The sequence below is a fragment of the Bacillus sp. AFS098217 genome (assembly GCF_002551815.1).
Classification (GTDB): domain Bacteria; phylum Bacillota; class Bacilli; order Bacillales; family Bacillaceae_G; genus Bacillus_A.
In genome coordinates, this window is sequence record NZ_NVPR01000053.1 from 1 (window position 1) to 26,821 (window position 26,821).

Consider the following 26,821-nt stretch of genomic DNA (forward strand, 5'->3'; position numbering starts at 1 on the left):
CATTATCCTTTTGATGTTGCAATAGGGGCTTTAATAGGATGTGTTTCAGCGTTATTTTCGTATTGGTTAGTACCGAAATTTTCTTTTATCAAGCAATTGCTTACTCTATATGAAAGAGTAGAGAAACATGTTTTACCATCCAAAAACAAATCAAAGGGATTTTGAGTATACAAGTATAAAAGTTAGCGTGAAAGATACAGATGCTGACGACGTATATATGGAATGTATTCATGTTGCAGCTATTGCTGAACAAATTAAAGAGCAACAACGAATGAAGAAGGCTTCTTAATTTTGTGTGTTTGTGGATGTGATAAGCGCCCAGGTTTTAGGCAGTGTTGCGGTTCTCTTTCGTTGCAAAGTAAACGTCAAGTAACTCCAAAATATACAATAAAAGTTGATTTTGGAGTTATTTTTTGTTTGCTTAACTTTTTTTCGGCACTCTACAGCTAGATGGTATTACTGACACGTACAAGTTATCAACAATCTTTATGTTGAAAGAATCTTAGCGTATACTAAGACAGTTTCTAAAAGTGAAATCTCATCTTTGCTACTGTAAAAAAACAACTAGCCCCACACAAGAGGTGCTAGTTGACGTAAAATTTGTTATTGGAAGTGCATGTGTTGAATTATCCCCATCCAGCTTTCTTTCCTGAACGGAATTGTTCTTGTATAGCTACACGCATGCTTTCAGATAGTTCCTGAACCTGTAAAACTTGCTCAACCTTTTCAGGATTAAATCGGTCATGAAATTTAACATCATTAACTAAGGCAACTGAAACTTTTTGTGGATGAGGTTCAAGCAGGATCAATGGGTCATTTTTAGATACCATTCCCTCTTTGAGAACTCTGAAAAGAAAACCTGTATAGTCTGTTTCCCGCACTGTTACAATTAATTTAGGCATTTCGTATTTTGCTGCAAGTTTATAACATGGATTACGGGGTTCAGATACTTGGATGATGGCTTCTCCAAACGAGAAAATATCGCCGATATTAGCCTTTTCTTCTGTTAGTCCCGCAACAGTGAGATTTTCGCCGAAAAGAGCGACATCTACCAGGTTTTTGAACATAGGTCTCCAATAATCATAGTAGTCATGCGGATATAAGCACAATGCCTTATTCTCTCCACCATGATACTCATATGCTTGTTCATCACAAACTAACCCAACCTTGTTTAGAAAGACAGAGCCCTCTATCCGTTGCTTCTTAATGGCTGATTGATATACTTTTTTACCGTAAGTATAGGTATCAATCTTGCCTGCGTTTAACGATGTTACTGTATATTGTTCGTTGCTCACCTTCACAACCCCCTGTTTTCTTAAATTATATCATGTAAGAAACAGTTAAAAGCCTTGTATAGTTTATACAAGATGAGTTAACATAACACAACATTATCGGAATTTGTTTAAAAAATATACACTCAATAATATGGTATAATGTGGATATTAAATCTTTTTGAAAGAGGGATCATAATGATAAAGAGAGGACTCATTTCAGGAATACTTCTATTACTTATCGTATCTGTAGAATCTTATTTTAGTCGGGATTGGAGTCACATTTATTATGTATGTGGAACTTTTGGGTTAATTAGCATTGGGTTAGCTTTAGCTTACTTCATTGATAGCTTAATTTTAGGTAATAAAGGAACCCTATTTTCAAAAAAGGAAAAGCGTAAAATTGGCCGTATCGACCAATCAAAAGGTTTTTTAATAATGGCTATTCCAAATCTTATAGCAGCACTAGTTTACATCGTCATTTAATGTATAGCGTATACCAAACTAGTTAACATAATATAAAAAATTAAATAGCGGGAAAATATTTCAAAATCAAGTAATGTTGGATGTCAATCAAATGCATGAATTCCAAAGGAGTTCCTTGTGAGATAGGGTGATAAATCGATATGAGCTACCTTATTGCTTTGGTACTTGCTGTTTTATTAGCTTTTTCATATAAAATTGTTGATATTACAGTTGGTGTTATTATTGGAAGAACGTTGTACCGAAAGATAGAAAATGAAATTATTTATATATGGGGAACACTGCTGACAGTAATTATTTATTTTTATGAAGATAATTATGTATTCCGTTTACCAATTCACTACGAACCAATTGTTCTATTAATCTTGATTGCCGCAATAACGAATATTTTCATTTCACGATACTCAGGGTATAAGCCGAGCGGGAAAAAGAACATCTTAAACTTTGTAATTATGTATCCTATTTTTGAAGAAGTAATTTTCAGAGGGATGATTATACCAATGCTTAATAATTCATTCCCAATATACCCTCTTTATGAAATATTTTACATACCAGTTACGGTACAGATCCTAATATCTTCCTTTCTATTCGCTGTAGCTCATTTACAATATTACAGCTTTAATCAGACTAGCATAAAATTTATGCTGTTCGCATTTTTCGGGGGAATCATATTTGGTATGATTACGGATTACTCACTGTCAATTGTTTTTTCAATATTTTTGCATGTGGAGTTTAATTTACTTTCAGTATATTACTCAAAAAAGAGTACAGCAAATTAATAAATAAGTTATAAATATAAGTTACCAATAAAGAAAGGGAAAAGCATAATGATACAGAGCATATATGAAATTCATTTACATGTAAGAGATTTAGAAAAGGCGATAGATTTCTATCAAAATAAGTTAGGGTTAGCATTAGCAAGGAAACTACCCAAAAGAAAAGTGGCTTTCTTTTGGGTAGGAGAAAGTAAAAAGCAAATGCTTGGACTATGGGAAGTACATAATATTGAAGATTTTGAGATGAAACACTTTGCTTTTGGTGTAGACTTAGAATCTCTAAAGACTTCTAAATTGTGGTTAGAGAGTCGTGGAATAGAAGTGGTAGGAAGCCAGGGAAAAGGAAATCAAGAGCCAATTGTCCAAAGATGGATGCCTGCTGCAAGTGTATACTTTCTGGATTGTGATGGAAATAAATTAGAGTTTATTTCTATGTTACATGATAATCCAGATGAATTAGAATATGCATCCTATTTAAGTGAATGGGATGCGGAACACCAAGAAAAATGAATGAAGTTGTATCTATAAAACGAAAAAAACGTTATTCTTTTTGTAAAATATATAGAAAGGATTACGTTTTTTTACTTTTGTTCTTGTTTTAAAATATTAATTATTTAATCATAACCACCCTTCCAAAGGGTGGTTTGCACAAAGGCTATAAGCTATACTACTGGCCAGCGTCTAAAGGCGCTGGCTTTTATCTTCATTCAAGCCTCTATTGTCTTTGCCACTTTTGCCACTCCTGAAGGGTTCCCAACAACATGGCTGCACCCCTTTTTGAATATTAGTAATACTTACTTACAAATTAAAATCTTTAATTTTATTTAATTATAATTTATAAGTATACTTAACGTAACAATATTTTGAATATTCACAATAGTTACCATTCTAACACTTTCATATGAATAAAGGAGGGAATCATTTAATGAGTTATAATTTAGACGAAAATCTGAAAAGAAGTGCAAGTAATTTCCCAGATAGTATCGCTTATATCTATAGAGATAAAAGTGTTACTTATAAAGAACTAAACCAGCAGGTAGATCGATTGGCTGCTGGTTTGTCTGCCCGAGGAATCGGGAAGGGAGATGGAGTGGCTCTTTTATTAGGAAATAGCCCTGAATTTCTTATTACGTACTACGGCATTTTACGACTAGGTGCATTTGTTGTTCCGATGAATCCTTTGTATACCAAAGAGGAAATCAACTACATTTTAGACGATAGTCAAGCTAAAGCAGTTATTGCGCATATATCCGTAGAGCCAAGGCTGTCAGAAATAAAGGAACAATTGGAAAATCTAAAGCTAGTCATTTATACAGATGCCGAGGATCAGGAATCGGCATGGGAGCATCTGATGGAAACAAGTAATAATGTTTGTTCGAGCACTTTCATTGATCAGGAAGACCTTGCAGTCATTTTATACACATCAGGAACAACAGGGAAACCAAAGGGTGCGATGTTATCGCATCGGAATTTGGCTTCGAATGCAGATTCCATTTCAGAATTAATTGAACTCCATGATAAAGATTGTGTAGTAGCTGTTCTACCAATGTTTCATGTTTTCTGTATGACTATAAGTTTGAATGGGCCAATTGCTTGCGGGGCAACTGTCCTGATCCTACCTAAATTCAGCCCTCTTGATGTGGTCCGTACCATTCGAGAAAAAAAGGCAACAGTGTTTGCTGGAGTTCCTACGATGTACAATTTTATCTTTCAATCGCCTGAATCTACTGCGGAAGATTTCTCATCCATTCGCGTGTGTATCTCAGGAGGTGCTTCGATTCCAGTCGAGCTGCTACAAAAATTTGAAAACAAGTACAACGTTTTTATTTTGGAAGGGTATGGACTTTCAGAAACTTCGCCTCTCGTTGCTATTAACCCTTTAAAGGGAACTCGCAAGCCAGGCTCTATCGGTTTAGATATACCAGGCGTCAAGAGCAAAGTTGTCAATGAGGATGGAATAGAAGTGCCGAGAGGAGAAGTCGGAGAATTAGTAGTTCAAGGGCCAAATGTAATGAATGGATACTTAGGAATGCCAGAAGCTACATTAGCTGCCTTTATAGATGGATGGTTTTACACTGGTGATTTAGCAACGATGGATGAAGAAGGATACATCTATATCGTTGATCGAAAGAAGGACATGATTCTTGTTGGTGGATACAATGTATATCCTCGTGAAGTGGAGGAAGTTCTGTATCAACATCCTGCTGTTGTAGAGGCAGCCGTAATCGGAGTTTCTGATGGAGAATACGGAGAAAACGTAAAAGCTTATGTCGTAGTCAATGATGAGCAGATCACCATGAATGACATTATCCGATTTTGTCAGGATAAGCTGGTGAAGTACAAGCTTCCTAGACATGTGGAATTTTCTGAAGAGTTACCTAAGAACTCAACAGGGAAAATTTTGCGCAGAGAGTTAAGACAATTGATTGAAGTTAAGTGAGAAATTAACTAACCATATTATTGAAGGAGGCTTATTTATGTCGTCCATTTTAAAGGAAAAAGTTCAAGGACCAGTAGCGTGGAAAGGTATTGATCTAGCTAAAGATGATTCATGGGTTTATTATTTGTCCGAGAAAATAATCGCATCACTTGAAAGCGCTTTAATTCATGTTAAACAAAAGGGTTTAAAAGCACCTAATTTTAACAAGGAGGACTTCCTGATTCCGGATCTCTCTAACGAAATTGCGTACTTTGTGGAAGAACTAGAGAATGGGAGGGGGTTCCTATTAATTCGTGGATTACCAATGGAAAGGTATACAGATGAAGAAGCGAGCATCATTTATTGGGGACTCGGACTTCACATGGGTATTCCGGTATCGCAAAACGCAAATGGTGACCTTTTAGGGCACGTCATTGATCAAGGTCTTAGCTTAGAAAATTCAAATGTACGCGGTTACCAAACGAAATTGCATCTTCCTTTTCACGCAGATGGATCTGATGTCGTCGGATTATTAAGCCTTCGAAAAGGGAAAACTGGGGGATTCAGTAGTATCATAAGTTCAATGGCTGTTTATAATGAAATTTTGGAGAAATACCCAGAGTATCTTGGAATTCTCTGTCGTCCATTCAACTTTGATCGCCGGGGTGAGGAGGCGCCAGGTGAATCGCCAGTATTTACATCACCAATTTTTAGTTACTATGATGGTAAATTGAGCTGCAGATATGTCCGTACATTTATAGAATCAGCACAAGCGAAAACAGGTATCCATTTGTCAAAAGTTGAAATTGAAGCGTTAGACATACTAGATTCCATCCTTCATGATGAAAATATGCATTATAATATGATGTTAGAAGAAGGCGATATGCAATTCGTCAATAATTATACAGTTCTTCATTCACGCACTCAATACGAAGACTATGAAGAACCAGAACGCAAACGCCATTTATTAAGATTGTGGCTCACGATGCCAAATGGCCGAGAAATTGCACACGATTTCGCGATGTTTATTGATGAGAAAACAGGTAAAGCGGGTCGTGGTGGTATTCCCGTCCGTGGAAAAACATCTGGTGGTATTATAGAAAACTTGAAGTAATTGGGCTTAAATCCGAAAGACTTACCTTTATAAATCGTTTCATAAGAACATCAATTGATTCATGTGATAGGGAGCACCTTTTCAGATGTGAGGAAAAGGTTTTCCCTTGATGGTAAAAATAAGGGGGATTTATACGTTGAGCACTCCAAAATATTCTTGGATTATATTATTATTTCTAGTTGCTTCAGGTATGATCAACCAAGTTGATAAAATTGTTATTGGTTTGGTTTCCGTTCCCCTAATGAAAGAGTTACATTTAAGCCATTCACAATGGGGATTGGTGGGAAGTTCCTTCTTTTGGTTCTTTACCTTTTCCTCTATCATTCTTGGTGGTATGGCCGATTCCAAAAACACGAAAAAAATGTTAACTTGGATGTCACTTACATGGTTGATTGTTCAATTTCTCACACCTTTTATTTCTAGCCTGTCTTTGCTAGTGTTTACAAGAATGCTCTTGGGAGCAGGCGAAGGTCCAGCCCCTGCCTTATCAACGGCAATAATGGGGAAATGGTTCCCAAAACATAGACATGGTATAGGCTTTGGCGCTGTTTTGTTAGGGACAACAGGAGGATCAGCAATTGCTTCACCACTATTAATCTCCTTAATCGATCAATATGGATGGAGATCTGCTTTTATAGCCATGGGAATTGTTGGACTGATTGTGTTAGTTTTATGGATCATTTTCGGTAAAGAAAGTCCACAAGAAATCGGATTACCTTCATTTCATCAAGAGGAGGAGCATGCATCAACCCTCTCTAAGGTTTCTTGGCGTCAGTTCCTTCCATATCTTTTGTCTAAAAATTTTATTTTTACCGTTTTGTGTGGCGGCTGTGCCTATTGGTTATTGTCCGTTCAAGCGATATGGTTTCCAGCATACTTTACGAAAGTTCAACATTTTAATGGTCAAACATTAAAACTAGCCGTGTCGTTACCTTTTCTTTTCGCTGCTGTTAGCCAAATTGGATTTTCTATGCTATCAGATCGGATTTATCGAAAAACTGGGGATATTCGTAAAGCACGAATAAATCTTGCCGGTTCCATGATGGTGCTATCTGCTCTTTGTGTATATCTAGCAAATGCCGTGAATTCAACTGCCATATCTATCTTGTTCTTCACCCTTTCTCCAGGTTTTGCATACGTCATTCTTTCACTCGCACCCGCAATATTGATGGACTTTTTTTCTCCCAAAAACATCGGAAAAGCACAAGGAACGTTCATTGCTCTTTCAAGTTCAACAAGTATTATTGCCCCGCTCGTATTCGGATATTTCATCCAATATGCAGCGACTGAGGCAATGGGATATCGTTATGGGTTTCAAGTAACTTCTTTAGGTATGCTCGTTTTCGGATTATTATTTTGGATCGTTGTTCGCCCCGCAAAGCAAAGTAACACAGCGATAAAAGCAGAGGAACAAGTGAGTATTTAAAAGATATACAGCAAGTAAGGGTACAGTAATAACTTTTAAAAAAAATCTTCTTAGTTAGTGAATATACCAAATTGAGGTAGGGTGATTATAGCCATGTTAATTGATTATTTGGTCAATGTATCTATTACTTAGTTTTTTGAAAGGGCTAGTTTGTGAGACTGAATGCCAGTATATATTAATACAACTTAATTATAAATTAAAAATAACAATTTTATTTCATTTATAATTATAAGTATACTAAAGGAAAGAAAATTCTAAATATTCAGTCATATAAAGTGAAAAAATAACTAAATGAATAAAGGAGGAATATTTATGTCAGTCATTATAAATGAAAAAATTCAAGGGCGTTCAGCATGGAAAGGCATTGAACTAGCTAAAGATGATTCATGGATTTATTATTTGTCCGATAAAACGATTGTTGCACTTGATAAGGCATTATTACATGTTCAGCAAAAGGGATTAAAAGCACCAGATTTTAAAAAGGAGGATTTCCTGATTCCTGATCTCGCTGACGAAATCAAATACTTTGTCGACGAAATGGAGAATGGGAGAGGGTTTCTATTGCTTCGCGGATTGCCGATGGAACGGTATACTGACGAAGAAGCAAGCATCATTTACTGGGGTCTCGGACTTCACTTGGGACTGCCGATCATCCAAAGTAAAAATGGGGACCTCTTAGGGCATATCAAAAACATAGGTAAAGACTTTAATGACAATACAAAAGTAAGAGGTTACCAAACAAATGTGCATCTTGACTATCACACAGATCTTGCTGATGTGGTCGGATTACTATGTCTTCGCAAAGCGAAATCTGGTGGTTTAAGCAGTATCGCTAGCGCAATGTCTATCTATAATGAAATTCTGGAGAAGCACCCAGAGTACCTTGAAATTCTTTATCGTCCATTCGCCCATGATCTTCGTGGGGAAGAAGCACTAGGTCAATCTCCGGTAGTTCAATCACCAATCTTTAGCTATTACGATGGTAAATTGAGCTGCAGATATATGCGCCAATATGTCGAATCAGCACAAACGAAAACAGGTATCTCTTTGTCGAAAGAGGAAATCGAAGCATTTGATTTTATAGATTCCCTTACTCATGATAAAAACTTTCATATTGATATGATGATGGAACCAGGTGATATGCAATTCGTTAATAACTATGCTGTTTTTCATTCACGTACATTATTTGAAGATTATGAAGAAGATGACCGCAAACGTCATTTATTAAGATTGTGGCTCATGATGCCAAATGGCCGAAAAATTGCCCCGGATTTCGAGTTTTATATCGGAGGAGCACCTGTAAATAGATAAACAGCTAGTGGTAAGTAAAATCATCATTCTTTCTTAAATTAAGCGGTATGGTGATTTTGTTCATCGAAATAAGGTGAATAAAATCACCATTTTATGTTTTTAATGATGAAGTTAATTGAGGGTTTCAGGACTGGAATAAAGGTTTAAGAAATAGCCGAGTTAATTTTAAAATAATAAATGGAAGTGAGGATGATGTTTCTTGGCAAATTTAGATCCGCAAGCAGAAAAATATTTACAAGCATATAATCAGATGCCGCCAATTCACGAGATGGATCCTAAGGCAGTAAGAGATATGCTTTCCAATGCACCGCGCCCTGCTGTAAAATTAGATCCAGTTTCAAAGGTAGAGAACTTGATGATACCGGTAAGTAAAGACGAAGAAATCAAATGTAGGGTATACATACCGGAGGGGCAAGGTCCATTCCCGATATTCATTTACTACCATGGTGGAGGATGGGTTCTGGGAGACATTGAAGTGATGGATGCAAGTTGCCGAATGCTAGCAAATAGAACGGCTAGTATTGTTGTATCTGTAAACTATCGTCTTGCTCCAGAGTATAAGTTCCCGACTCCAGTCGAAGACGCATATACGGCATTGGAATGGGTTTATGAAAAAGGGACCTCCTTTAACGGAGATGTTACTAGATTGGTAGTCGGAGGGGATAGCTCAGGCGGAAATCTAGCGACAGTAGTTACTATGATGGCAAGAGACAGAAAAAGTCCCAACATCACTGCACAGGTCTTAATCTACCCTGTGACAAATCTTGAGTTTAATACGGAATCCCATCAAGCATTTGCAAAAGGATTTGGTCTGGATCGCGAACAGCTGATTTGGTTCCGTGATCATTATGTAAGGAATGATGAGGACAGGTATAATGAATACGCTTCTCCTTTGGTTGCTGAAGATTTAAGTGGTCTCCCGCCAGCGATCGTGATCACAGCAGAAAATGATGTGCTTCGGGATGAAGGAATAGCTTATGCCGAACGACTGAAAAAATTTGGTGTGCAAGTTGAATATGTATGTGAACTCGGTATGATCCACGGCTTTTTTGCACATATGGCTATTTTCTCTAAGAACATTGAATCAACTGTTTCTAAAATTGACAATTTCCTGAATGCTGCTAAATATACAATAGGGGTAGATTAGGATTAAAAAGTTATAAAAAAACGAGCCTCAGCTTTTAGTAAGGCTCGTTTTTTTATACATTATTATTGGTAATCTACGATACAGTTACAATATCAACCCTAGCTTTTTAGTAAAAAACGGTATCTCCAATTCCGCCGGTTACCGAAATGACATCGCCAGTAATTGATGCCGCCAAAGGTGAAGCTAGGAAGGTAATGACATTAGCAATTTCTTCTACTGTAATCAAGCGGCCGAGTGCATTGAGTCCTGCCATCTGACGCACAGCCTCTTCATTAGTGACCCGGTTTCTAAACATTTCCGTATCGACAATCCCTGGATAAACAGCATTGACGTTAATTCCGTGTTTTCCTAATTCCAATGATGCGGATTTTGTTAAATGGACAACAGATGCATTACGTGGACCGGAACTAAAATAATTGCCGCCAATTCTAGCAGCCAGGCCACTTATATTTATAATACGTCCCCAATTATTTTCTATCATATAAGGAGCTACAGCTCGCATACAACGAAAATAGCCCATATACTTTTCTTCAAAATCTTTCAAAATAAGTTCATCTTTAATACTATTAAAATCCTCTGGCTCAAAGCCGCCAACACGGGCTCCACTGTTGATTAAAATATCAATGCTTCCCATTGCTGCTGCTGATTTTTCAACTAAATTTAGGATAGAGTCAGGATCAGTGGTATCTGCCACAATTGGATAGATATTTCTTTTTGTTTCTTGAGCTAATTCTTCTGCAGCGATTTTTAGTGAGGATTCGTTTCTTGAACAAATTGTACAATCTACACCTTCCAGAGCCAATTGGCGAGCGGTAGCTTTACCAATCCCCCGGCTTCCTCCAACAATAAGTGCTTTTTTTCCAGATAACTTTAAGTCCATAGTTCAACCTCCTATTTTAATTTAACCGTAAAAGACTAAATTCGAAAGTTAGTTTTCGGAATATTGGATCATTTCTATTTTTGATTCTACAGATAAATTATAATTAAATAAAATTAAAAATTTTAATTTGTAATTAAGTACTACTAATATAAAATAGAAAAAACTATTTTGTAAATAAAATAGAACTGATACTTTAGTAAGTTGGCAATGGGCTGGTTGATCGTGAATGGAGCCATATGAAGATTCCATGCTACTCTAGTCAGAGAATGGTGTTTTGCGACTTCAATAATATATAGTAATTGTTCAATGTTCATTACCATACCCCCTTTTTGAATATTAGTAATACTTACTTTCACATTAAAATCTTTAATTTTATTTAACTGAAAATTATGAATATAATGAAATTAATAACGATTAACACGTTCACAATAGTTGTTATTAAAAGCGCTTACATATAAATGGAAGGGAGGACAGCATTTAATAAGTGATAATTTGTCTGACAAAGGATTCGGGAGGAGAGAGGGAGTCGATCTTTTATTAGGAAACAAGCTATCATGTTTATAAAAGCACTCTCATTTCCAGAAAGACTTGCAGTAATTCTATACAGATCAGAAACAACCGATAAAGCAAAGGTTGCAATATTATTTCATCAAAACTAGGCCATAGATGACCGATTCTATTAGGATAAGCTGGTGAAGTACAAGCTTCCTAGATAAGTGGAATTTTTAAAGGAGTTATCCAAGAAAACAACAGAGAAAATTTAAAAGTTGCATGAGAAAACGAAGGAGGCGTATCTATGTCGTCCATTTTAAAGAAAAAAGTTCAAGGACCGGTAGCGTGGAAAGGTATTGATCTAGCTAAAGATGATTCATGGGTTTATTATTTGTCCGAAAAAACGCTCGCATCTCTTGAAAGCGCTTTACTTCATGTTAAACAAAAGGGTTTAAAAGCACCTAATTTTAACAAGGAGGACTTCCCGATTTCTGATCTCTCTGACGAAATCGCTTACTTTGTTGACGAACTGGAGAATGGGAGGGGGTTCCTATTAATTCGTGGATTACCACTGGAAAAGTATACGGATGAAGAAGCGAGCATCATTTATTGGGGTCTCGGAGTTCACTTAGGCATCCCAGTAACGCAAAACGCAAAAGGTGATCTCTTAGGACATGTCATTGATCAAGGGCTCAATATAAATGATTCAAGTGTACGAGGTTACCAAACAAATGCACACCTTCCCTTTCACCCAGATGGATCTGACGTAGTCGGATTATTAAGTCTTCGAAAAGCTAAATCTGGGGGGTTCAGTAGTATCGTAAGTTCGATGGCTGTTTATAATGAAATTCTTGAGAAGTACCCAGAGTATCTTGGAATTCTCTATCATCCATACTTCTTGGATCGTCGTGGTGAGGAAGCACCAGGAGAATCTCCGGTATATTCATCACCAGTCTTTAGTTATTATGATGGTAAATTGAGCTGCAGATATAATCGCGGATATGTCGAATCAGCACAAGCGAAAACAGGTATCCATTTGTCAAAAGTTGAAATTGAAGCATATGACTTAATGGATTCCCTCCTTCATGATGAAAACATGCATATTGATATGATGTTGGAACCAGGTGATATGCAATTCGTCAATAATTATACCGTTCTTCACTCACGTACTCAATACGAAGACTATGAAGAACCGGAACGCAAACGTCATTTACTAAGATTGTGGCTTACGATGCCAAATGGCCGAGAAATTGCCCCTGATTTTGCGATGTTTATTGATGAGAAAACAGGGAAAGCGGGTCGCGGCGGTATTCCCGTTCGTGAAAAAACAGCTGGTGGTATTGTAGAAAACATAAGGTAATGGATTTAATAAATATCAGGAGTTTAGTCGTGAGCTTAAACCCGAAAGACTTACCTTTATAAAACGTTTTATAAGAACACCAATTGATTCATGTGATGGGGAGTACCTTTCAGAATTCAAACAAAGGTTTTCCCTAAATAGAAAAAAGTAAGGGGAGATTTTTATATTGAGCACCCCAAAATATTCTTGGATTATATTATTATTTTTAGTTGCTTCCGGTATGATCAACCAAGTTGATAAAATTATCATTGGTTTGGCTTCCGTTTCCGTAATGAAGGAGTTACATTTAAGTCCTTCACAATGGGGATTGGTGGGAAGTTCCTTCTTTTGGTTCTTTACCTTTTCCTCTATCATTCTTGGTGGCATGGCTGATTCCAAAAACACGAAAAAAATGTTAACTTGGATGTCGCTGGTATGGTTGACTGTTCAATTTATTACACCTTTTGTTTCCAGTCTGTCTTTGCTAGTGCTTACAAGGATACTCTTGGGAGCAGGCGAAGGCGCAGCCCCTGCTCTATCAACGGCTATAGTGGGAAAATGGTTCCCAAAACATAGACATGGTATAGGCTTTGGCGCTGTTCTCTGTGGAGCAACAATTGGGCCTGCAATTGCTTCACCATTATTAATCTCCTTGATCAATCAATATGGATGGAGAGCTGCTTTTATAGCCATGGGAATTGTTGGACTGATTGTGTTAGTTTTATGGGTCATTTTCGGTAAAGAAAGTCCACAAGAAATCGGATTGCCTTCTTTTCATCAAGAGGAGGAGCATTCATCAACCCTCTCTAAAGTTTCATGGCGTCAGTTTCTTCCACATCTTTTGTCTAAGAATTTTGTTTTTATTGTTTTGTGTGGAGGTTGTGCCTATTGGTTATTGTCCGTTCAAGCGATATGGTTTCCGGCATACTTTACCAAAGTTCAACATTTTAATAATCAAACATTAAAACTAGCTGTGTCTTTACCTTTTCTTTTCGCTGCGATTAGTCAAATTGGATTTTCCATGCTATCAGACAGGATTTATCGTAAAACTGGGGATATTCGTAAAGCACGGATAAACATTGCCGGTTTCATGATGGTGCTATCTGCTCTTTGTGTATATATGGCAAGTACTGTAAATTCAACTGCTATATCCATTCTATTCTTCACCCTTGCTCCAGGCTTCGCGTATGTTATTCTTTCACTCGCACCCGCAATATTAATGGATTTTTTTTCTCCCCAAAACATCGGAAAAGCACAAGGGACCTACGTTGCTCTTGCAAGCTCAACAAGTATTATTGCTCCGCTCGTATTCGGTTATTTTATCCAATATGCAGCGACTGAGGCAATGGGATATCGTTATGGATTTCAAGTAACTTCTTTAGGTATGTTCGTTATCGGATTATTGTTTTTGATTGTTGTACGTCCCGCGAAGCAAAGTCACACAACAATAAAAGCAGAGGAGCAAGTGAGTATTTAGAAATCATTGATGGATAGATCGAGGAGGGAAAGAAATAAGTAAATATGAAAAGGAGGTTGCATAAATGGATCGTTGTGTACATTGTCATGAAGAATTAGCCATTATGGAGCGAAATCGCAGTGAGTGCTGGAATTGTCAAGAGAAGATGTCTGAGACTTACTCTGATGATCATATTGACATAGAGGATGAAGTGAAATAGTTTGTGTATAACAGAATTTGGTGCTTCGCATGTAGCAAAAAAGCAGCGGATTCTCTGTTTAAACCAACCTAAAAGAAATATTTAAGAGCTTACGAATCCAAATCAATCGGAATGATTTCCCCCTTTATGACAGGGGGATAATTATTCATTATGAAATCAGGAGCAAATGTAATAGCCAAGCTTCCAATAATGACTTGCAGAACTCCGTCTATATTTATAGTAATTGTTCAATGTTCATGACTGTATCCATTTTGAATATTAGTAATACTTACTTACACATTAAAATTTTTAATTTTATTTAATTATAACTTATGAGTATAATCAATAACATAATATGTTTTAAAAATTTTGAATATTCTTAATTTAGGAGGGGGTCTAGAATGTCATCTAAACAATTGTTTGATCTAACAGGACAGACAGCAATGGTTACCGGAGGTGGTAGCGGGTTAGGGCGTGTAATGGCACTGGCGTTGGCTGAGGCCGGAGCAAACGTGGTAGTTTGTTCACGTCGTATAGAGGTTTGCGAAGAAGTTGTGAAAGAAATCGAGACGTTAGGAAGACAAGCGCTTGCTGTATCATTGGATGTAACAGTTCCTGAATCTGTCGCTCAAGGTGTGGAGAAAGCAGTTTCTCATTTTGGAAAAATCGAAATTTTAGTCAACAGTAGCGGAACGGTTTTTGAAACGCCTGCTACGGATATGCCTTTAGAACAATGGCAATCTATGCTCGATACAAATGTGACAGGAACATTTTTAATGTGTCAGGCTGTTGGAAGACATATGATTGACAACGAATACGGAAAAATCATTAACATTTCTTCTTCAATCGGCTTTAAAGGTACTGACCCAGAAGCTGTAGATTCTGTAGGATATACAACAAGTAAGGGGGCAGTTATGACTTTAACGAAGGATCTTGCAGTTAAGTGGGGTCGCCATGGAGTGCATGTGAATTCCATTGCTCCTGGAGTTTTCACTACTGGAATGAATAATCCAGAAATACCGGGAACACTTGTACATAAGGCTGGCCCGCTTATCGCCTCCCAAGTTCCAGTAAGGAGGTTAGGTAGAGACAATGATTTAGTAGGAGCAGTCCTTTATTTTGCTTCAGCAGCTTCTGATTATTGTACAGGACAAATATTAACTCTTGATGGGGGACTTGGCGCTAAGTAAATTTCACCCAAATAATGAAACTTAGTTCGTGAATATACCAAGTTGATGGTGTAAATTAATACAACTTAAGTGTAAGTTAAAAATAATAATTTTACTTAATTAAAAATTATGAATATACTAAAAATAATAAATTCGCAATAGTTAATCAGCCGACTAGTGTAAGCGTTATCAGTATGCGGATTTCAAAAAATTGAAAGAGGGGATATAAGTGAGTAACGTAAAAAATGTAAAAGATGTAGTGGCATTTCATGCCAATAATATTTGTCCAGATGATTTACCGTGGATTCCTTATTTTGGAGATGCGAAGTTTAAATTGCTTAAGGTCAATCCGGTGACAGGACAGACTGTTACGCTATTAAAAGTTCCTGCGGCTATGCAACTTCCAGCTCATTTTCATCCTGGTACGGTCATTGTTTATACTGTTCAAGGTACTTGGAGATATCTCGAAGATCCTTGGGTCTCCAAAGCTGGTGATGTTGTTTATGAGCCAGCTGGCTCCTCACATACACCTCAGGCTGTAGGGGAGGAAGAAGTTATTACATTGAATATTGTTGAAGGAACATTAGACTATTTAGGTGAGAATGGAGAAATTATTGCCAGAGATAATTTTGAGTCATTCCTGAAAAAATACCATGACCACTGTGCGGCTGAAGGAATTGAACCTGTAGATGTAACAAAATTTTAAAAGATAGATTCGTAAAAAAAGAGAAGCTAGTCGTTCACATGCGACGCAGATGCTTCTCTTTTTTTCTTTCTTAGCTCTGAATAATTTTGGATTTTAGATAATGAATATATTTGTTGGTAAAAGTGGATAAATGTTTATTCTCTGATCGAACCAGTCCTAAAGAAATATTTACAGTCCTATGATTCATCAAATCAATTGGAATGATATCACCATTGATGACAGGGGAATAATTTTTCATTATGAAATCAGGAGCAAATGTAATAGCTAAACTTTCAATGATGGCTTGGAGAACTCCATCTGCATTATTTGATGTAAATAGGACTTTTAAGGGTTTATATTTGTTAAAGAAATCTTGAATAAAATCCTGCATAAATTCACCGTTATATGTGACGAGAGTTTGATCAAGTATATCCTGCGGAGTTATGGTGCCAAGGAACGCCAAGGGAGAATGTTTAGAAACATATACTTTCTGTTTTCCTTCAAATAGTGTTTCAAAAGCTATTCCTTCCATATTTATGTTTAAATCAGCTGAATACGTAATCAGTCCGATGTCGGTCTTATGTTGTCGAATATCTTCAATGATAGCAGACCCACTTTTTTCGGCAACTTCCACATTTACGTGTGGATATTCATGTCTAAAAGCGGCTATAGATTTCACTAGAAACGTCGTTAATCCAGGTAAAGAAGATAATCTTAGTTCCCCCACTTCCATGGAATTGAATAAGTTGGCCGTCTCTTTTATTTCTTCAATTTTTCTCAGTACGCCGTAGGCAAGTTTTAGAATGATTTTACCTTCATCGGTCGGCACAGCACCGTGTCCCCTTGAGCGATTAAGAATTTTAATCCCTAACTCCTTTTCTAAGCTTGTAATGGACTGGCTGATCGTGGATTGGGTCACATGAAGATTCTGTGCTGCTATAGTCAGAGAACTGTGTTTTGAGACCTCAATAATATATACTAATTGCTCAATATTCATGATCAACCCCCTTTTTGAATATTAGTAATACTTACTTACAAATTAAAATCTTTAATTTTATTTAATTATAATTTATGAGTATAATCAAAGACAATAAGAATATTTATAAAATTTGAAATATTCTAAATAATGGAGGTGTCTAGAATGTCATCTAAACAATTGTTTGGTTTAACAGGACAGACAGAAATAGTTTCTGAAGATAGTAGCAGGTTAACGGCTCCTGAAAGTGCTTGCATTGGTAAAGGAAGATGCAAACGTTGTAGTATGTTCACGTCAAATAGAGGGCCACGAGAAAGTTGTGAAAGAAATCGAAGTATTAGGGAGACGAGCGCTTATTTTAGCATTGGCGTAACAGATTCTGAATCTATCGTTTAAGGTGTGGATAAAGCGCTTTCTTATTTCAGAACTGGATAAAGTGAAACTTCCATCAGTGGGGGGCTTCATCCCCCCACTGATGGTTAGTTGAACCAATCGGGCTTTTACGGGTAGTTATCCTCCACCTATCTTCTTCGATTTTCTCTTAATCTTGAGGTGGGGGTCTTACTGCTCGTTAATGCGGGATAAATAATACATGGGGAGGAGACGGATGTCAACAGAAACTGTTTTAATTACAGGTGCTACAAAAGGAATCGGTTTGGAATTTGCTAAAATTTTCGCAAGCCATAGCTATAACTTAGTGTTAGTCGCCAGGGACGTAACGTTGTTGGGACAACAAGCTGAGAATTTTAAAAAGGATTATGGCATACAAGTGAATACTTTTGCCGGCGATTTGAGTAGCTATACGACGGTAGAGAGCTTGCATCGACACTTGAAAATCGAGGGAATTGACATTGATATTTTGATTAATAATGCCGGAGCTGGCGGGTTCGGGTTCATGACGGAAATGGATATTCAGAAAGAAATGGAATATCTGCAGCTCAATATGATCTCGCTTACCTATTTAACCAGGCTTTTTACGGATGACATGGTGAAACGAAAGCAAGGTAAAATTTTAAACGTGGCTTCATTAGCGGCCTTTCAACCAGTTCCACGGATGTCGATGTATGGAGCAAGCAAATCGTACGTTTTATCCTTTTCGGAAGCGATTGCTGAAGAACTGAAAGGAACCGGCGTTCAAGTTTCCGTATTATGTCCAGGCTTTACTAAAACACCGCTCACGCAGCAATTCGCCGGAGCAGGCACAAAAGTGTTCAATAAGAACATGTTGGATCCACAAATGGTTGCCAAGTGCGGCTTTGAAGGGTTAATGAAGAATAAGAGGGTAATCATCCCGGGTTTTAAAAATAAACTCATGGCTAAATCTGTGGGGCTGCTGCCAAGGAAATGGGTGACCATCTATACCCGAAAACTTCTCGAACAAAAAGTGTAAATAAACATAAAATCACAACGATTTCTTATTTTAACTGAAAAAGAAAGCACTTTATAAAGAAATGGAGGGGAAATAATGGATAAAGTCATTGAGTCTAGTGAAATAAGAAAGTATTTCAAGAGTGGAGATGTAATTTTAACAGGAGGCTTTGGCTTATCAGGAACACCTTTAACGATCATTGATGAACTATTAGAAATAGAAATTCGTGATTTAACGATTGTTAGTAATAATTTAGGGGATCTTGGACAAGGATTACATAAAGTATTCATGCAGGGAAAAATAAAAAAAGCAATTGGCTCCTTTTTTTCCATTAATAAAGAAGCGGTAATAGCCTGGTCTAAAGGTGAGCTTGAAATCGATTTGCTACCTCAAGGTACATTAGCTGAAGCAATTCGCTGCGGCGGTGCCGGAATAGGTGGTTTTTACACAAGAACCGCCGTTGGTACTGAATTAAGCAAGGGCAAAGAGGAAAGAGAAATTGATGGAGAGAGATACATTTTTGAAAAGGCTATTAAAGGTGATGTCGCTATTATAAAGGCGGATAAAGCAGATAGAATTGGAAATTTAGTGTACCATACGACAGCTAGAAACTTTAACCCTATGATGGCTACAGCTGGAAAAATAGTCATTGCCGAAGTTAATGAAATTGTTGAAGTTGGTGAGCTGGACCCAGAATTTGTTGTGACGCCTCATGCGTATGTGGATTATGTCATCCAAAGCAAATATTCAAAGGTAGGAAGTGATTATGTTGAGTCAAGATAAAAGGCAAATTATTGCTAAGAGGATTGCCGAAGAATTAGAAGATGGACAGATTGTTAACTTAGGAGTTGGAATTCCTACTTTGGTTGCTTCCTATTTAGGTGATAAAGAGGTTTATTTACAATCTGAGAATGGATTGTTAGGTATGGGACCTTCTCCTGCAGAGGGAAATTTAGATATTGATTTAATTAATGCAGGAAAAGAACCGGTTACCTATTTGAAAGGTGCCTCATTTTTTGATAGTGCTGATTCTTTTGCTTTGATTAGAGGTGGGCATATTGACGTAGCGGTTTTAGGTACACTTCAGGTGGATGTTCATGGTGAAATTGCCAACTGGGCCGTTCCGAATCAGCCGATTTTAGGCGTTGGTGGAGCGATGGATTTGGTGACAGGAGCAAAAAAGGTTATTGTCGCAGCTACCTTGTTTGCAAAGGATGGAATGTCTAAATTAGTCAAGGAATTATCATATGAAACTAGCGGGATTCGAAAAGTAGATTTATTTGTTTCCGATTACGCTGTTTTTAAATTTACGAATAAAGGTGTAAAAGTTGTAGAAATGTTGGAAGAGATTTCAATACAAGAATTAAGTAAAAAGGTTGGTTTTGATTTAGAGTATTTGAATGATTTAACACTCGTAAGTAATAAGTGAAGAATGAAGGGCCACACATGGGCAAGCAAAGAACAGTTATTGTGACAGGTGCAGCAGGAGGTATTACAGGAGAACATATTAAAGTCGCAGGCGGCATGTAATAAAAAAAGAGGAGGAAAAAGAATGGCAACTTATATTGTTGACGGAGCAAGAACAGCCTTTGGTACTTTTGGCGGGGGATTAAAAGATGTGACCGATATCGATTTGGGCGTAGCAGCAACGGAAGAGGCATTGAAAAGAAGCGGAATTCAAGCTTCTAATGTAGATGAAATCATATTTGGAAATATTATTCATACAAGCAGTAGCTCTGCTTATTTAGCCAGACATATCGGTTTAAAAAGCGGCATGGCAGAGTCATCATCTGCGCTTACACTTAATAGATTATGCGGTTCGGGCATGCAGTCTATCGTATCTGCCGCACAGTCCATTGCTTCTGGGGATGCAAAAGTAGTTGTCGCTGGAGGAACCGAAAATATGAGCTTATCACCGCATGTATTAAGAGGCACGCGCTTCGGCACACCAAATAAAGCACCAAAAGTTGATGATATGTTATGGGAAACATTAACAGATAACTACGTTGGCTGTGGAATGGGGATGACAGCTGAAAACTTAGCTGAAAAATATTCAATTTCCCGAGAAGAGCAGGATCAGTTTTCTGTGGAATCACAAGAGAAAGCCATTGCAGCAAGAGATAGCGGCCGTTTTGCAGAGGAAATTGTTCCGGTTAAGTTAAAAGGTAGAAAAGGCAAGGAAGTCATTTTTGATACGGATGAGTATATTCGTGAAGGTGCATCTGTAGAAGGTTTAGCAAAATTGAAGCCCGCTTTTAAAAAGGATGGGACTGTTACACCAGGGAACGCGAGCGGCATTAATGATGGTGCAGCTGCTGTGTTAGTCGCATCTGAGGAGTATGTGAGTGAACATAACTTAAAGCCGCTTGCGAAAATTGTAACATGGGGCGTTGCAGGGGTTGACCCGAGCATTATGGGGATTGGCCCAGTACCAGCAAGCAAAAAAGCATTAGAAAAGGCTGGTTTAAGCTTAGATGATATTGGCTTGTTCGAATTTAATGAGGCATTTGCTTCACAATCTATTGCTGTAATTAAAGAGTTAGGTGTCGATAAGGAAAAGGTGAATGTGAACGGAGGGGCTGTTGCATTAGGCCATCCTGTAGGCGCAAGCGGTGCTAGAATCACCTATTCTTTAGCACTTGAAATGAGGAGAAGAAACGTTAAATATGGATTAGCTTCGCTTTGTATTGGCGGCGGACAAGGCATTGCCATTATTTTAGAAAATGTACAAAGCTGATGAAACTGAACCCTAAAAACAGGTATTTGATGTGTATTCAAATACCTGTTTTTTAATTCATTCGATTGCTATACACACATTAATGATTTGGATACGTTTCTTTCAAAAAGCTTACAGATTGTTTGATTAGCGCTTTTAGAACATTAATATCAATGTCTGCTACTTTATTAATGTATATACACGATTTTCCAGACGTGTATTTTCCAAATTCCTTTAATAGTTCTTCTCGCTCAGGATCACCAGTTGCAAAATATAAACTAATTTTGGCTTTTCGGGGTGAAAAGCCTACTAATGGTGCATCGCCTTCATGACCGGATGCATATTTATAATGGTATGTACCAAATCCAATAATGCTCGGTCCCCACATCTTCGCTGGATAACCCGTTGTTTCAGTAAATATATCTAATAATTGATATGCGTTTTCACGTTTTTTAAGGTTGTCAACATTTTCAATAAACTCAATTACACTATTGTTGGTTTCTGTTGTTTTGAGTTTGTACATAATAGAGTCGCCCCTTTTTAGATATCAGTTTCACCACATACGTAATTATAATACAGAGTTTGAATTAAAGACACAGAACCTCAGGCATAGTTTGAAAATAAGGTCACTTGATTAGAGTTGTTACTTTGAACTTTAGCAGTGCAGGACATGGTGAAAATAAAAGAGATGTAGTGGAGGAACATGTAAATTGAAACACTTGAAATCCATTCTGAGAGTAGTTGTATTAAGAGAGATTATGAAAAACATTGCGGGTTCGTTCCTAATCCAGTATTTGGATGGAGGTTAGAAGAGGATCAAAGAAAACCACATCCGTATCCAGTAAAAACAACTCTATCTATGTTTAATTTGCAAGAAAATTATTGATATTAGTTGCGTATTGAATGTTAGATATTGTAAAATGATGTTGGTACCAATAAAACTAAATTGGTACCAATGGTTTAGGGGGCAGATTATGAAACAAAGAATTGTAGTGGAAACAGTTCATTTAATTCAAACAAAGGGTTTCACGTTTACAATTAGTGATTTAGCAAAACAATTAGCTGTTAGTAAGCGTACAATCTATGAGCATTTCTCTTCAAAAGATGAGATAGTAGATGAAGTTATTCGTACTGTAATAGAAAGTATTCAAGAAAAGGAAAAAAGTATCGCTGAAGATGATACGTTACAAACAATTGAAAAAATAAGACGCATTTTAATTTGTATTCCACAAGAATTTCAATTTATGGATGTGCGTTTATTATTAGAATTGAAAAAATATCATTATAACCAATGGCTGAAACTAGATCAGTTTTTACGTGATGGATGGCTCGTAGTAATACGATTAATGGAAGAAGGTATGCAGGAAGGGAGTCTTAGGGAAATTCAAATTCCATTTTTTATTGAACTATATTTAGGAGCTCTGAACCGCATATATGATCCAATGTTTATTGAAAAGAATGAATATACATTAGGAAGTATGCTTGAATCTGTTATGGATATGTTGCTGTATGGAATTTCTAATCAAAGATAGAGGGTGGGAGAATGATGCAGTGGATTTATTTATGCTTAGCAATTCTATTTGAAGTAGCTGGTACAACTGCAATGAAACTATCTGATGGATTATCTAGGCTTGTTCCAAGCGTTCTGATTCTTATATTTTATGTAGTAAGCTTTGCATTCCTTTCACTTACATTAAAGGGGATGGAAGTTTCAATTGCATATGCGGTTTGGTCAGGGATGGGAATTGTTACGATTACGATAATAGGATTCTTTTATTTCAACGAAAACATGAATCTTATTAAAGTGTTGTCCATTCTTTTCATTTTGATTGGAGTGGTTACGTTGAACTTTAGTGCTGCAGGTCATAGTGATAAGAAAAAAGAGGCAGTGGAGGAACGTGTAAATTGAAGCGTTTAAAATACTTCTTTTTGATTACGGATATCGGGTTTATCGTATATTGGTTCATAACAATTTGCCATATGATTCCACAAGAATATTTGTTTAAAGACTATCAAAATCCTATTTTGGTGGCATGGAACTGGTCTTTTTTACCACTGGATTTGCTGATTTCTTTTACAGGTTTTGTAAGTTTATATTTATATTATAAGCACAAACAAATTTGGAGTCACTTTGCTTTCCTGTCATTAATCTTAACTTTTTGTTCAGGATTACAGGCACTTGTATTTTGGACAATCCGCTTAGATTTCGATGTATCTTGGTGGATTCCTAATCTGTATTTATTACTTTATCCATGTTTTTTCTTAAAAGGTATTTGGAGAGAGTGTGGATGGTATGCGACTAACATGAGATAATAGAGACGTTTCAAAAATTTATTTTTAAAGAGGAGAAAGAACTTGGGATACACCAGGTTCTTTTTTATGTTACATCGCAAATATCAGAATAATTGTAGGTGTTCTATTGGATAAATAGCATATTTTAAGAGTGAATGGATGATGTAACTGTAGGGATAGAAAAGTGCGAATGATAAGAATATTGTGTTAGGTTTTGTTAATTTTTGTATGTATAATGAATATGGAGGGGGAAATGACATGAGGTATAAAAGATTATTGAATCTAATAACGATTGTTGCAGTATTAACATTGTCTGCTTGTGCTGAAAAAGAAGCACCAAAGCCAGTAGAGGAGAAAAAAGAAAATACGTCATTTAATCAAAAAGAAAAAAATTCTACTGAGAAAAAACAAGATGTACAAAAGAAAGAAGAAGGGCAAATTGGAGTTGCAACAACAGTAGAAGAATTAAAGCAACATACCGATAAACGTGGATATATATTCTACACAGATCATCCAATTCGTCGAATTATGGGGGAAGAAGGCCGAACAACGAATATTTGTAATTACGGTGATCAGGTTCTGAATATTCGTACGGGAGAACCCCTTGAAAATGCGCCTGCTAATTTGGTTAAGGAAGGGTTTACATTTATGACTGTAGGACAAAATCCTTCCATTCAATATAAATCATGGGATGAAGCAACAAATTTAGAAAGAGCACTAGTCAAAGCGGTATATGTGTCCGTTCAGGCATTTCGTGTACTGGAAGTTCCAGCAAGAAAAGGGGATTTTTCAAATGCAGAGATTACAGGGGCGCTTGCATATCTTCGAAAAGGTGGAGACTTTGATTATATGGCACCTGTAGCACAATCCGAAACAGATTTAGGGTTATATCAAAAGAATGAAATGATGAAGAAAACGTGGAACAAATTAGCGAACATTGAAAAACCAGAAAATAATAAAGCAGCTTTTTCAGAAGCATATGAAAAAGCACGACAAGAAACAAATAATATGATAGGTGTGCTAAATATTTTATTATCTAAAAATTATGAGGAACGTCTATCAGAGCTTCCTAGTAAATAAGAGTGTGCAGAAAAAATGAGGAGAAGTAATACTTATGAGGAAAGAACATGTGTTAAAAAAGATTGATCAAAAGTCCTGTATTGATGCAGGATTTTTTCGTTCTGCAATCGGACCATATTTTGGAATAAGGAAGGGAATTGAATGGTTCATTTTGAAATAGTAAGTTATTCCAGAAAAGAGTAAGGTTGCTGTATAAAGATAAACATACTAAATTTATAGAAATGGAGGAAGTCAATTGGAACAAAGCACACAAAATATTTATTCACCGCCAAAACATATAGTTTCAGCAGCGACTATTGTAATCAATGAACAAAAAGAAATTCTATTGATCAAGGGACCTAGAAGAGGTTGGGAAATGCCAGGTGGACAAGTTGAAGAAGGAGAGTCTTTGAAAGATGCTGCAATAAGGGAAACTAAAGAGGAAACAGGTATTGATATTGAGGTTTTAAAATTTTGTGGAGTATTCCAAAATGTGAACCATTCAATATGTAATACGTTGTTCTTAGCTAAACCAGTTGGAGGCAAATTAACGACTACACCAGAAAGTTTGGAAGTAGGGTTCTATCCTATTGAGCAAGCTTTAGAAATGGTAACTTTTATGAATTTCAGGCAAAGAATTGAATACAGTTTGGATGAAAATAAACAACCCTTTTATATAGAATTTTAAGAAACGCTCTTCCATTATAGTGCGCTATCATTGAACAACATAAGTAAAAAATGATCAATCTTTTTTCAAGATGGATGCTTTTTATTTATTGTAAAATGCTGGCTTGAGGGGTATTTTTGATCAAACTTTATTTCAAAGCTACAAATAAATTAGGACCACACATTTTAGACATGTTTAATATGTGTGGTCCTTTTAATTTCAACTGTTTCACTTATCTAACCTAAATAAAAATTTATGGGTTCTTTTGTTTTGTTGATTTTTTGACTTGATGATCTTTTCCCCATTCACACATTTCATTCATAATTTGAATTAAAGATTTTCCGTATTCACTTATTGTGTACTCAACTCTTGGTGGAACTTCTTGATATACAGTACGATGGATAATTCCATCAGCTTCCAGTTGTCGCAGCTGTTGCGTCAGAACTTTTTGTGTAATATCTGGGATCGCACGTTTCAGTTCGTGTGTCCGCTTCGTTCCATTCATAAGAATGCATAAAATACTACTCTTCCATTTTCCTCCGAGGACTTCAAGAGTAGTAGCAATAGGAAAGTTATGATTCATCTTCATATTACACCTCCATAGGTACTTTAAGGTTCCTATAGCACCTGAAAGTACGTACTTTTCAATTATATGTAACTAATACATACTAATACTAAAGGATTTCATTTTTCATAAGGGAGAAGATAATTGATGAAAACACTTGTAATTGTAGCACATCCTAATATTGAAGAGTCACGGATTAATAAAAGATGGGTAGAAGAATTAAAAAAGTATTCTGATGAGATAACAGTGCATGAACTGTATAAAGCAGCTCCTAATTGGGAATTTGATATTGATTATGAGCAAAGGCTATTATTAGAACACGATCGTTACATATTTCAGTTTCCGTTTTATTGGTATAGTTCACCACCATTACTAAAGAAGTGGTTTGATGATGTGCTGACGTACGGTTTTGCGTATGGTTCTACAGGAGATAAAGTGCGTAATAAAGAATTTGGTTTGGCGATTTCTATAGGGGGATTAGAAACGCAGTATAAAGATGGGCTTACAATGAATGAACTAACAAAGCCATTTCAGGCAACTTGTCTATACACAGGGATGCAGTTCATACCAACATTTATGTTGTATGGAGCAGAGTATCAACTAAAGGATGAAGATATCGAGAGAAGTGCAGACCAGTATATTAAATATATTATGAATAAAAGTAATCTTTATATATGATTTGAAAATATCCCGGTCCTTTTATAGGTATCGGGATATTTTTATGTAATGAATAAATGTCATCAAATTTGATTTTTAGTAAACTACAACAACTTTTACAAAAACGAGCAGAACAATCAGCAAGTGTGGAAGCACTTGTAGGAGGAAAAAGATATTTATTTACTAAATTTTGTATTTTATATAAAATAATAAAGAATATTCAAATAACAAATGACAATAGTTGACTTAGAATAGGATTTATTTGGGCAAGTACCTAGATATAAAGGAAGAGATATAAAATGAAACAATCATTATTACAAGTAGAGACAGTAAGTGGACTGATTTTTTAATAT

General features: G+C 36.5%; 31 protein-coding genes and 1 pseudogene. 27 read left to right on the plus strand and 5 right to left on the minus strand.

Annotation, left to right across the window (positions count from 1 at the left end; all coding sequences use genetic code 11):
- Positions 1–165, plus strand: a pseudogene (locus tag COO03_RS14395) (undecaprenyl-diphosphatase); the annotation flags it as partial.
- On the plus strand, positions 128–289 hold the full coding sequence (locus tag COO03_RS27075; RefSeq protein ID WP_170958181.1) for a hypothetical protein: 162 nt from the start codon (positions 128–130) through the stop codon (positions 287–289). The pseudogene COO03_RS14395 and the gene COO03_RS27075, both read left to right, overlap by 38 nt.
- Positions 290–626: 337 nt before the next feature.
- Here the strand turns inward: COO03_RS27075 and COO03_RS14400 are convergent, their stop codons facing one another.
- Positions 627–1,295 (minus strand): MOSC domain-containing protein, encoded by a 669-nt coding sequence (locus tag COO03_RS14400; protein WP_097897821.1) that lies wholly within the window; start codon positions 1,293–1,295, stop codon positions 627–629.
- Between the two features lie 174 nt (positions 1,296–1,469).
- Here COO03_RS14400 and COO03_RS14405 point away from each other — a divergent pair, with 174 nt between their 5' ends.
- From COO03_RS14405 to COO03_RS14440, 8 genes are all read left to right on the plus strand, one after another.
- Positions 1,470–1,757, plus strand: a complete 288-nt coding sequence (locus tag COO03_RS14405; protein WP_097897822.1) for a DUF5316 family protein — start codon at positions 1,470–1,472, stop codon at positions 1,755–1,757.
- Positions 1,758–1,897: 140 nt separating this feature from the next.
- Positions 1,898–2,533: a CPBP family intramembrane glutamic endopeptidase gene (locus tag COO03_RS14410; protein WP_097897823.1), complete on the plus strand. Its 636-nt coding sequence runs from the start codon at positions 1,898–1,900 to the stop codon at positions 2,531–2,533.
- Positions 2,534–2,581: 48 nt separating this feature from the next.
- Positions 2,582–3,040, plus strand: a complete 459-nt coding sequence (locus COO03_RS14415; RefSeq protein WP_097897824.1) for a VOC family protein — start codon at positions 2,582–2,584, stop codon at positions 3,038–3,040.
- 415 nt (positions 3,041–3,455) lie between these two features.
- On the plus strand, positions 3,456–4,970 hold the full coding sequence (locus tag COO03_RS14420; protein WP_097897825.1) for a long-chain-fatty-acid--CoA ligase: 1,515 nt from the start codon (positions 3,456–3,458) through the stop codon (positions 4,968–4,970).
- Between the two features lie 37 nt (positions 4,971–5,007).
- Positions 5,008–6,063, plus strand: a complete 1,056-nt coding sequence (locus tag COO03_RS14425; RefSeq protein ID WP_097897826.1) for a TauD/TfdA family dioxygenase — start codon at positions 5,008–5,010, stop codon at positions 6,061–6,063.
- A gap of 136 nt (positions 6,064–6,199) precedes the next feature.
- Positions 6,200–7,489, plus strand: a complete 1,290-nt coding sequence (locus tag COO03_RS14430) for an MFS transporter (RefSeq protein ID WP_097897827.1) — start codon at positions 6,200–6,202, stop codon at positions 7,487–7,489.
- Positions 7,490–7,801: 312 nt separating this feature from the next.
- Entirely contained in the window at positions 7,802–8,800 is a 999-nt protein-coding gene (locus tag COO03_RS14435; RefSeq protein WP_097897828.1) for a TauD/TfdA family dioxygenase, read from the plus strand.
- A 250-nt stretch (positions 8,801–9,050) separates the two neighbouring features.
- Positions 9,051–9,947, plus strand: a complete 897-nt coding sequence (locus COO03_RS14440) for an alpha/beta hydrolase (protein WP_230322498.1) — start codon at positions 9,051–9,053, stop codon at positions 9,945–9,947.
- Between the two features lie 106 nt (positions 9,948–10,053).
- Here the strand turns inward: COO03_RS14440 and COO03_RS14445 are convergent, their stop codons facing one another.
- Positions 10,054–10,827, minus strand: a complete 774-nt coding sequence (locus COO03_RS14445) for an SDR family NAD(P)-dependent oxidoreductase (RefSeq protein ID WP_097897830.1) — start codon at positions 10,825–10,827, stop codon at positions 10,054–10,056.
- Positions 10,828–11,623: 796 nt separating this feature from the next.
- On the opposite strand from COO03_RS14445, the gene COO03_RS14450 reads away from it, so the two are divergent.
- From COO03_RS14450 to COO03_RS14465, 5 genes are all read left to right on the plus strand, one after another.
- Positions 11,624–12,679, plus strand: a complete 1,056-nt coding sequence (locus COO03_RS14450; RefSeq protein ID WP_097897831.1) for a TauD/TfdA family dioxygenase — start codon at positions 11,624–11,626, stop codon at positions 12,677–12,679.
- Between the two features lie 166 nt (positions 12,680–12,845).
- Positions 12,846–14,135, plus strand: a complete 1,290-nt coding sequence (locus COO03_RS14455) for an MFS transporter (RefSeq protein WP_097897832.1) — start codon at positions 12,846–12,848, stop codon at positions 14,133–14,135.
- Between the two features lie 64 nt (positions 14,136–14,199).
- A complete protein-coding gene (locus COO03_RS27620) occupies positions 14,200–14,334 on the plus strand; it encodes a hypothetical protein (RefSeq protein WP_255257293.1) in 135 nt (44 codons plus the stop codon).
- A gap of 380 nt (positions 14,335–14,714) precedes the next feature.
- Positions 14,715–15,503 (plus strand): SDR family NAD(P)-dependent oxidoreductase, encoded by a 789-nt coding sequence (locus COO03_RS14460; RefSeq protein ID WP_097897833.1) that lies wholly within the window; start codon positions 14,715–14,717, stop codon positions 15,501–15,503.
- A gap of 208 nt (positions 15,504–15,711) precedes the next feature.
- Positions 15,712–16,188 carry a 2,4'-dihydroxyacetophenone dioxygenase family protein gene (locus tag COO03_RS14465; protein WP_097897834.1) on the plus strand — a complete coding sequence of 159 codons (477 nt, stop codon included), beginning with the start codon at positions 15,712–15,714 and terminating at the stop codon, positions 16,186–16,188.
- A 70-nt stretch (positions 16,189–16,258) separates the two neighbouring features.
- On the opposite strand, the gene COO03_RS14470 is transcribed toward COO03_RS14465, so the two are convergent.
- The gene (locus COO03_RS14470; protein WP_097897835.1) at positions 16,259–17,164 is read right to left on the minus strand and encodes a LysR family transcriptional regulator; all 906 of its coding nucleotides are present in this window, start codon (positions 17,162–17,164) and stop codon (positions 16,259–16,261) included.
- Between the two features lie 144 nt (positions 17,165–17,308).
- Between COO03_RS14470 and COO03_RS27625 the strand changes: the two genes are divergently transcribed.
- The 5 genes from COO03_RS27625 (at position 17,309) to COO03_RS14490 (ending at position 21,249) form a co-directional block, all read left to right on the plus strand.
- Positions 17,309–17,539, plus strand: coding sequence for a hypothetical protein (locus tag COO03_RS27625; protein WP_170958113.1), 231 nt, complete (start codon positions 17,309–17,311; stop codon positions 17,537–17,539).
- A 211-nt stretch (positions 17,540–17,750) separates the two neighbouring features.
- Positions 17,751–18,533 carry an SDR family NAD(P)-dependent oxidoreductase gene (locus tag COO03_RS14475; RefSeq protein WP_097897836.1) on the plus strand — a complete coding sequence of 261 codons (783 nt, stop codon included), beginning with the start codon at positions 17,751–17,753 and terminating at the stop codon, positions 18,531–18,533.
- Positions 18,534–18,608: 75 nt separating this feature from the next.
- Positions 18,609–19,295, plus strand: coding sequence for a CoA transferase subunit A (locus COO03_RS14480; protein WP_097897837.1), 687 nt, complete (start codon positions 18,609–18,611; stop codon positions 19,293–19,295).
- Complete coding sequence (locus COO03_RS14485) at positions 19,279–19,941, plus strand: 3-oxoacid CoA-transferase subunit B (protein WP_097897838.1); 663 nt, start codon at positions 19,279–19,281, stop codon at positions 19,939–19,941. Before COO03_RS14480 ends, COO03_RS14485 begins: the two co-directional genes overlap by 17 nt.
- A 123-nt stretch (positions 19,942–20,064) precedes the next feature.
- Positions 20,065–21,249, plus strand: a complete 1,185-nt coding sequence (locus tag COO03_RS14490; protein ID WP_097897839.1) for an acetyl-CoA C-acetyltransferase — start codon at positions 20,065–20,067, stop codon at positions 21,247–21,249.
- Between the two features lie 79 nt (positions 21,250–21,328).
- On the opposite strand, the gene COO03_RS14495 is transcribed toward COO03_RS14490, so the two are convergent.
- A complete protein-coding gene (locus tag COO03_RS14495) occupies positions 21,329–21,751 on the minus strand; it encodes a DUF1801 domain-containing protein (protein ID WP_097897840.1) in 423 nt (140 codons plus the stop codon).
- Between the two features lie 451 nt (positions 21,752–22,202).
- On the opposite strand from COO03_RS14495, the gene COO03_RS14505 reads away from it, so the two are divergent.
- From COO03_RS14505 to COO03_RS14525, 6 genes are all read left to right on the plus strand, one after another.
- Complete coding sequence (locus COO03_RS14505) at positions 22,203–22,760, plus strand: TetR/AcrR family transcriptional regulator (RefSeq protein WP_097897841.1); 558 nt, start codon at positions 22,203–22,205, stop codon at positions 22,758–22,760.
- Positions 22,761–22,774: 14 nt separating this feature from the next.
- Complete coding sequence (locus COO03_RS14510) at positions 22,775–23,137, plus strand: DMT family transporter (protein ID WP_097897883.1); 363 nt, start codon at positions 22,775–22,777, stop codon at positions 23,135–23,137.
- Positions 23,134–23,541, plus strand: coding sequence for a DUF5360 family protein (locus tag COO03_RS14515; protein ID WP_097897842.1), 408 nt, complete (start codon positions 23,134–23,136; stop codon positions 23,539–23,541). The genes COO03_RS14510 and COO03_RS14515 overlap by 4 nt, the downstream gene beginning before the upstream one ends.
- 237 nt (positions 23,542–23,778) lie before the next feature.
- Entirely contained in the window at positions 23,779–24,600 is an 822-nt protein-coding gene (locus COO03_RS14520) for a hypothetical protein (RefSeq protein ID WP_097897843.1), read from the plus strand.
- Between the two features lie 34 nt (positions 24,601–24,634).
- Positions 24,635–24,760, plus strand: a complete 126-nt coding sequence (locus COO03_RS27630) for a hypothetical protein (RefSeq protein WP_255257292.1) — start codon at positions 24,635–24,637, stop codon at positions 24,758–24,760.
- Positions 24,761–24,835: 75 nt separating this feature from the next.
- Positions 24,836–25,267, plus strand: coding sequence for an NUDIX hydrolase (locus tag COO03_RS14525; protein ID WP_097897844.1), 432 nt, complete (start codon positions 24,836–24,838; stop codon positions 25,265–25,267).
- A 232-nt stretch (positions 25,268–25,499) separates the two neighbouring features.
- Here the strand turns inward: COO03_RS14525 and COO03_RS14530 are convergent, their stop codons facing one another.
- Positions 25,500–25,835, minus strand: a complete 336-nt coding sequence (locus tag COO03_RS14530) for a winged helix-turn-helix transcriptional regulator (protein ID WP_097897845.1) — start codon at positions 25,833–25,835, stop codon at positions 25,500–25,502.
- Between the two features lie 123 nt (positions 25,836–25,958).
- On the opposite strand from COO03_RS14530, the gene COO03_RS14535 reads away from it, so the two are divergent.
- Positions 25,959–26,489 (plus strand): NAD(P)H-dependent oxidoreductase, encoded by a 531-nt coding sequence (locus COO03_RS14535; RefSeq protein ID WP_141523111.1) that lies wholly within the window; start codon positions 25,959–25,961, stop codon positions 26,487–26,489.
- Positions 26,490–26,821: the final 332 nt, after the last annotated feature.

Bases quoted from the DNA above. Each gene is read 5' to 3' on its own strand.
- COO03_RS14510 (WP_097897883.1), top strand. From the start codon at position 22,775: ATGCAGTGGATTTATTTATGCTTAGCAATTCTATTTGAAGTAGCTGGT.
- COO03_RS14425 (WP_097897826.1), top strand. From the start codon at position 5,008: ATGTCGTCCATTTTAAAGGAAAAAGTTCAAGGACCAGTAGCGTGGAAA.
- COO03_RS27630 (WP_255257292.1), top strand. From the start codon at position 24,635: ATGAGGAAAGAACATGTGTTAAAAAAGATTGATCAAAAGTCCTGTATT.
- COO03_RS14490 (WP_097897839.1), top strand. From the start codon at position 20,065: ATGGCAACTTATATTGTTGACGGAGCAAGAACAGCCTTTGGTACTTTT.
- COO03_RS14470 (WP_097897835.1), bottom strand. From the start codon at position 17,164: ATGAATATTGAGCAATTAGTATATATTATTGAGGTCTCAAAACACAGT.
- COO03_RS14495 (WP_097897840.1), bottom strand. From the start codon at position 21,751: ATGTACAAACTCAAAACAACAGAAACCAACAATAGTGTAATTGAGTTT.
- COO03_RS14535 (WP_141523111.1), top strand. From the start codon at position 25,959: ATGAAAACACTTGTAATTGTAGCACATCCTAATATTGAAGAGTCACGG.
- COO03_RS14460 (WP_097897833.1), top strand. From the start codon at position 14,715: ATGTCATCTAAACAATTGTTTGATCTAACAGGACAGACAGCAATGGTT.
- COO03_RS14420 (WP_097897825.1), top strand. From the start codon at position 3,456: ATGAGTTATAATTTAGACGAAAATCTGAAAAGAAGTGCAAGTAATTTC.
- COO03_RS14445 (WP_097897830.1), bottom strand. From the start codon at position 10,827: ATGGACTTAAAGTTATCTGGAAAAAAAGCACTTATTGTTGGAGGAAGC.
- COO03_RS27620 (WP_255257293.1), top strand. From the start codon at position 14,200: ATGGATCGTTGTGTACATTGTCATGAAGAATTAGCCATTATGGAGCGA.
- COO03_RS14480 (WP_097897837.1), top strand. From the start codon at position 18,609: ATGGATAAAGTCATTGAGTCTAGTGAAATAAGAAAGTATTTCAAGAGT.
- COO03_RS14410 (WP_097897823.1), top strand. From the start codon at position 1,898: ATGAGCTACCTTATTGCTTTGGTACTTGCTGTTTTATTAGCTTTTTCA.
- COO03_RS14485 (WP_097897838.1), top strand. From the start codon at position 19,279: ATGTTGAGTCAAGATAAAAGGCAAATTATTGCTAAGAGGATTGCCGAA.
- COO03_RS14450 (WP_097897831.1), top strand. From the start codon at position 11,624: ATGTCGTCCATTTTAAAGAAAAAAGTTCAAGGACCGGTAGCGTGGAAA.
- COO03_RS14520 (WP_097897843.1), top strand. From the start codon at position 23,779: ATGAGGTATAAAAGATTATTGAATCTAATAACGATTGTTGCAGTATTA.
- COO03_RS14530 (WP_097897845.1), bottom strand. From the start codon at position 25,835: ATGAAGATGAATCATAACTTTCCTATTGCTACTACTCTTGAAGTCCTC.
- COO03_RS14405 (WP_097897822.1), top strand. From the start codon at position 1,470: ATGATAAAGAGAGGACTCATTTCAGGAATACTTCTATTACTTATCGTA.
- COO03_RS14505 (WP_097897841.1), top strand. From the start codon at position 22,203: ATGAAACAAAGAATTGTAGTGGAAACAGTTCATTTAATTCAAACAAAG.
- COO03_RS27625 (WP_170958113.1), top strand. From the start codon at position 17,309: ATGTCATCTAAACAATTGTTTGGTTTAACAGGACAGACAGAAATAGTT.
- COO03_RS14440 (WP_230322498.1), top strand. From the start codon at position 9,051: ATGCCGCCAATTCACGAGATGGATCCTAAGGCAGTAAGAGATATGCTT.
- COO03_RS14475 (WP_097897836.1), top strand. From the start codon at position 17,751: ATGTCAACAGAAACTGTTTTAATTACAGGTGCTACAAAAGGAATCGGT.
- COO03_RS14415 (WP_097897824.1), top strand. From the start codon at position 2,582: ATGATACAGAGCATATATGAAATTCATTTACATGTAAGAGATTTAGAA.
- COO03_RS14435 (WP_097897828.1), top strand. From the start codon at position 7,802: ATGTCAGTCATTATAAATGAAAAAATTCAAGGGCGTTCAGCATGGAAA.
- COO03_RS27075 (WP_170958181.1), top strand. From the start codon at position 128: ATGTTTTACCATCCAAAAACAAATCAAAGGGATTTTGAGTATACAAGT.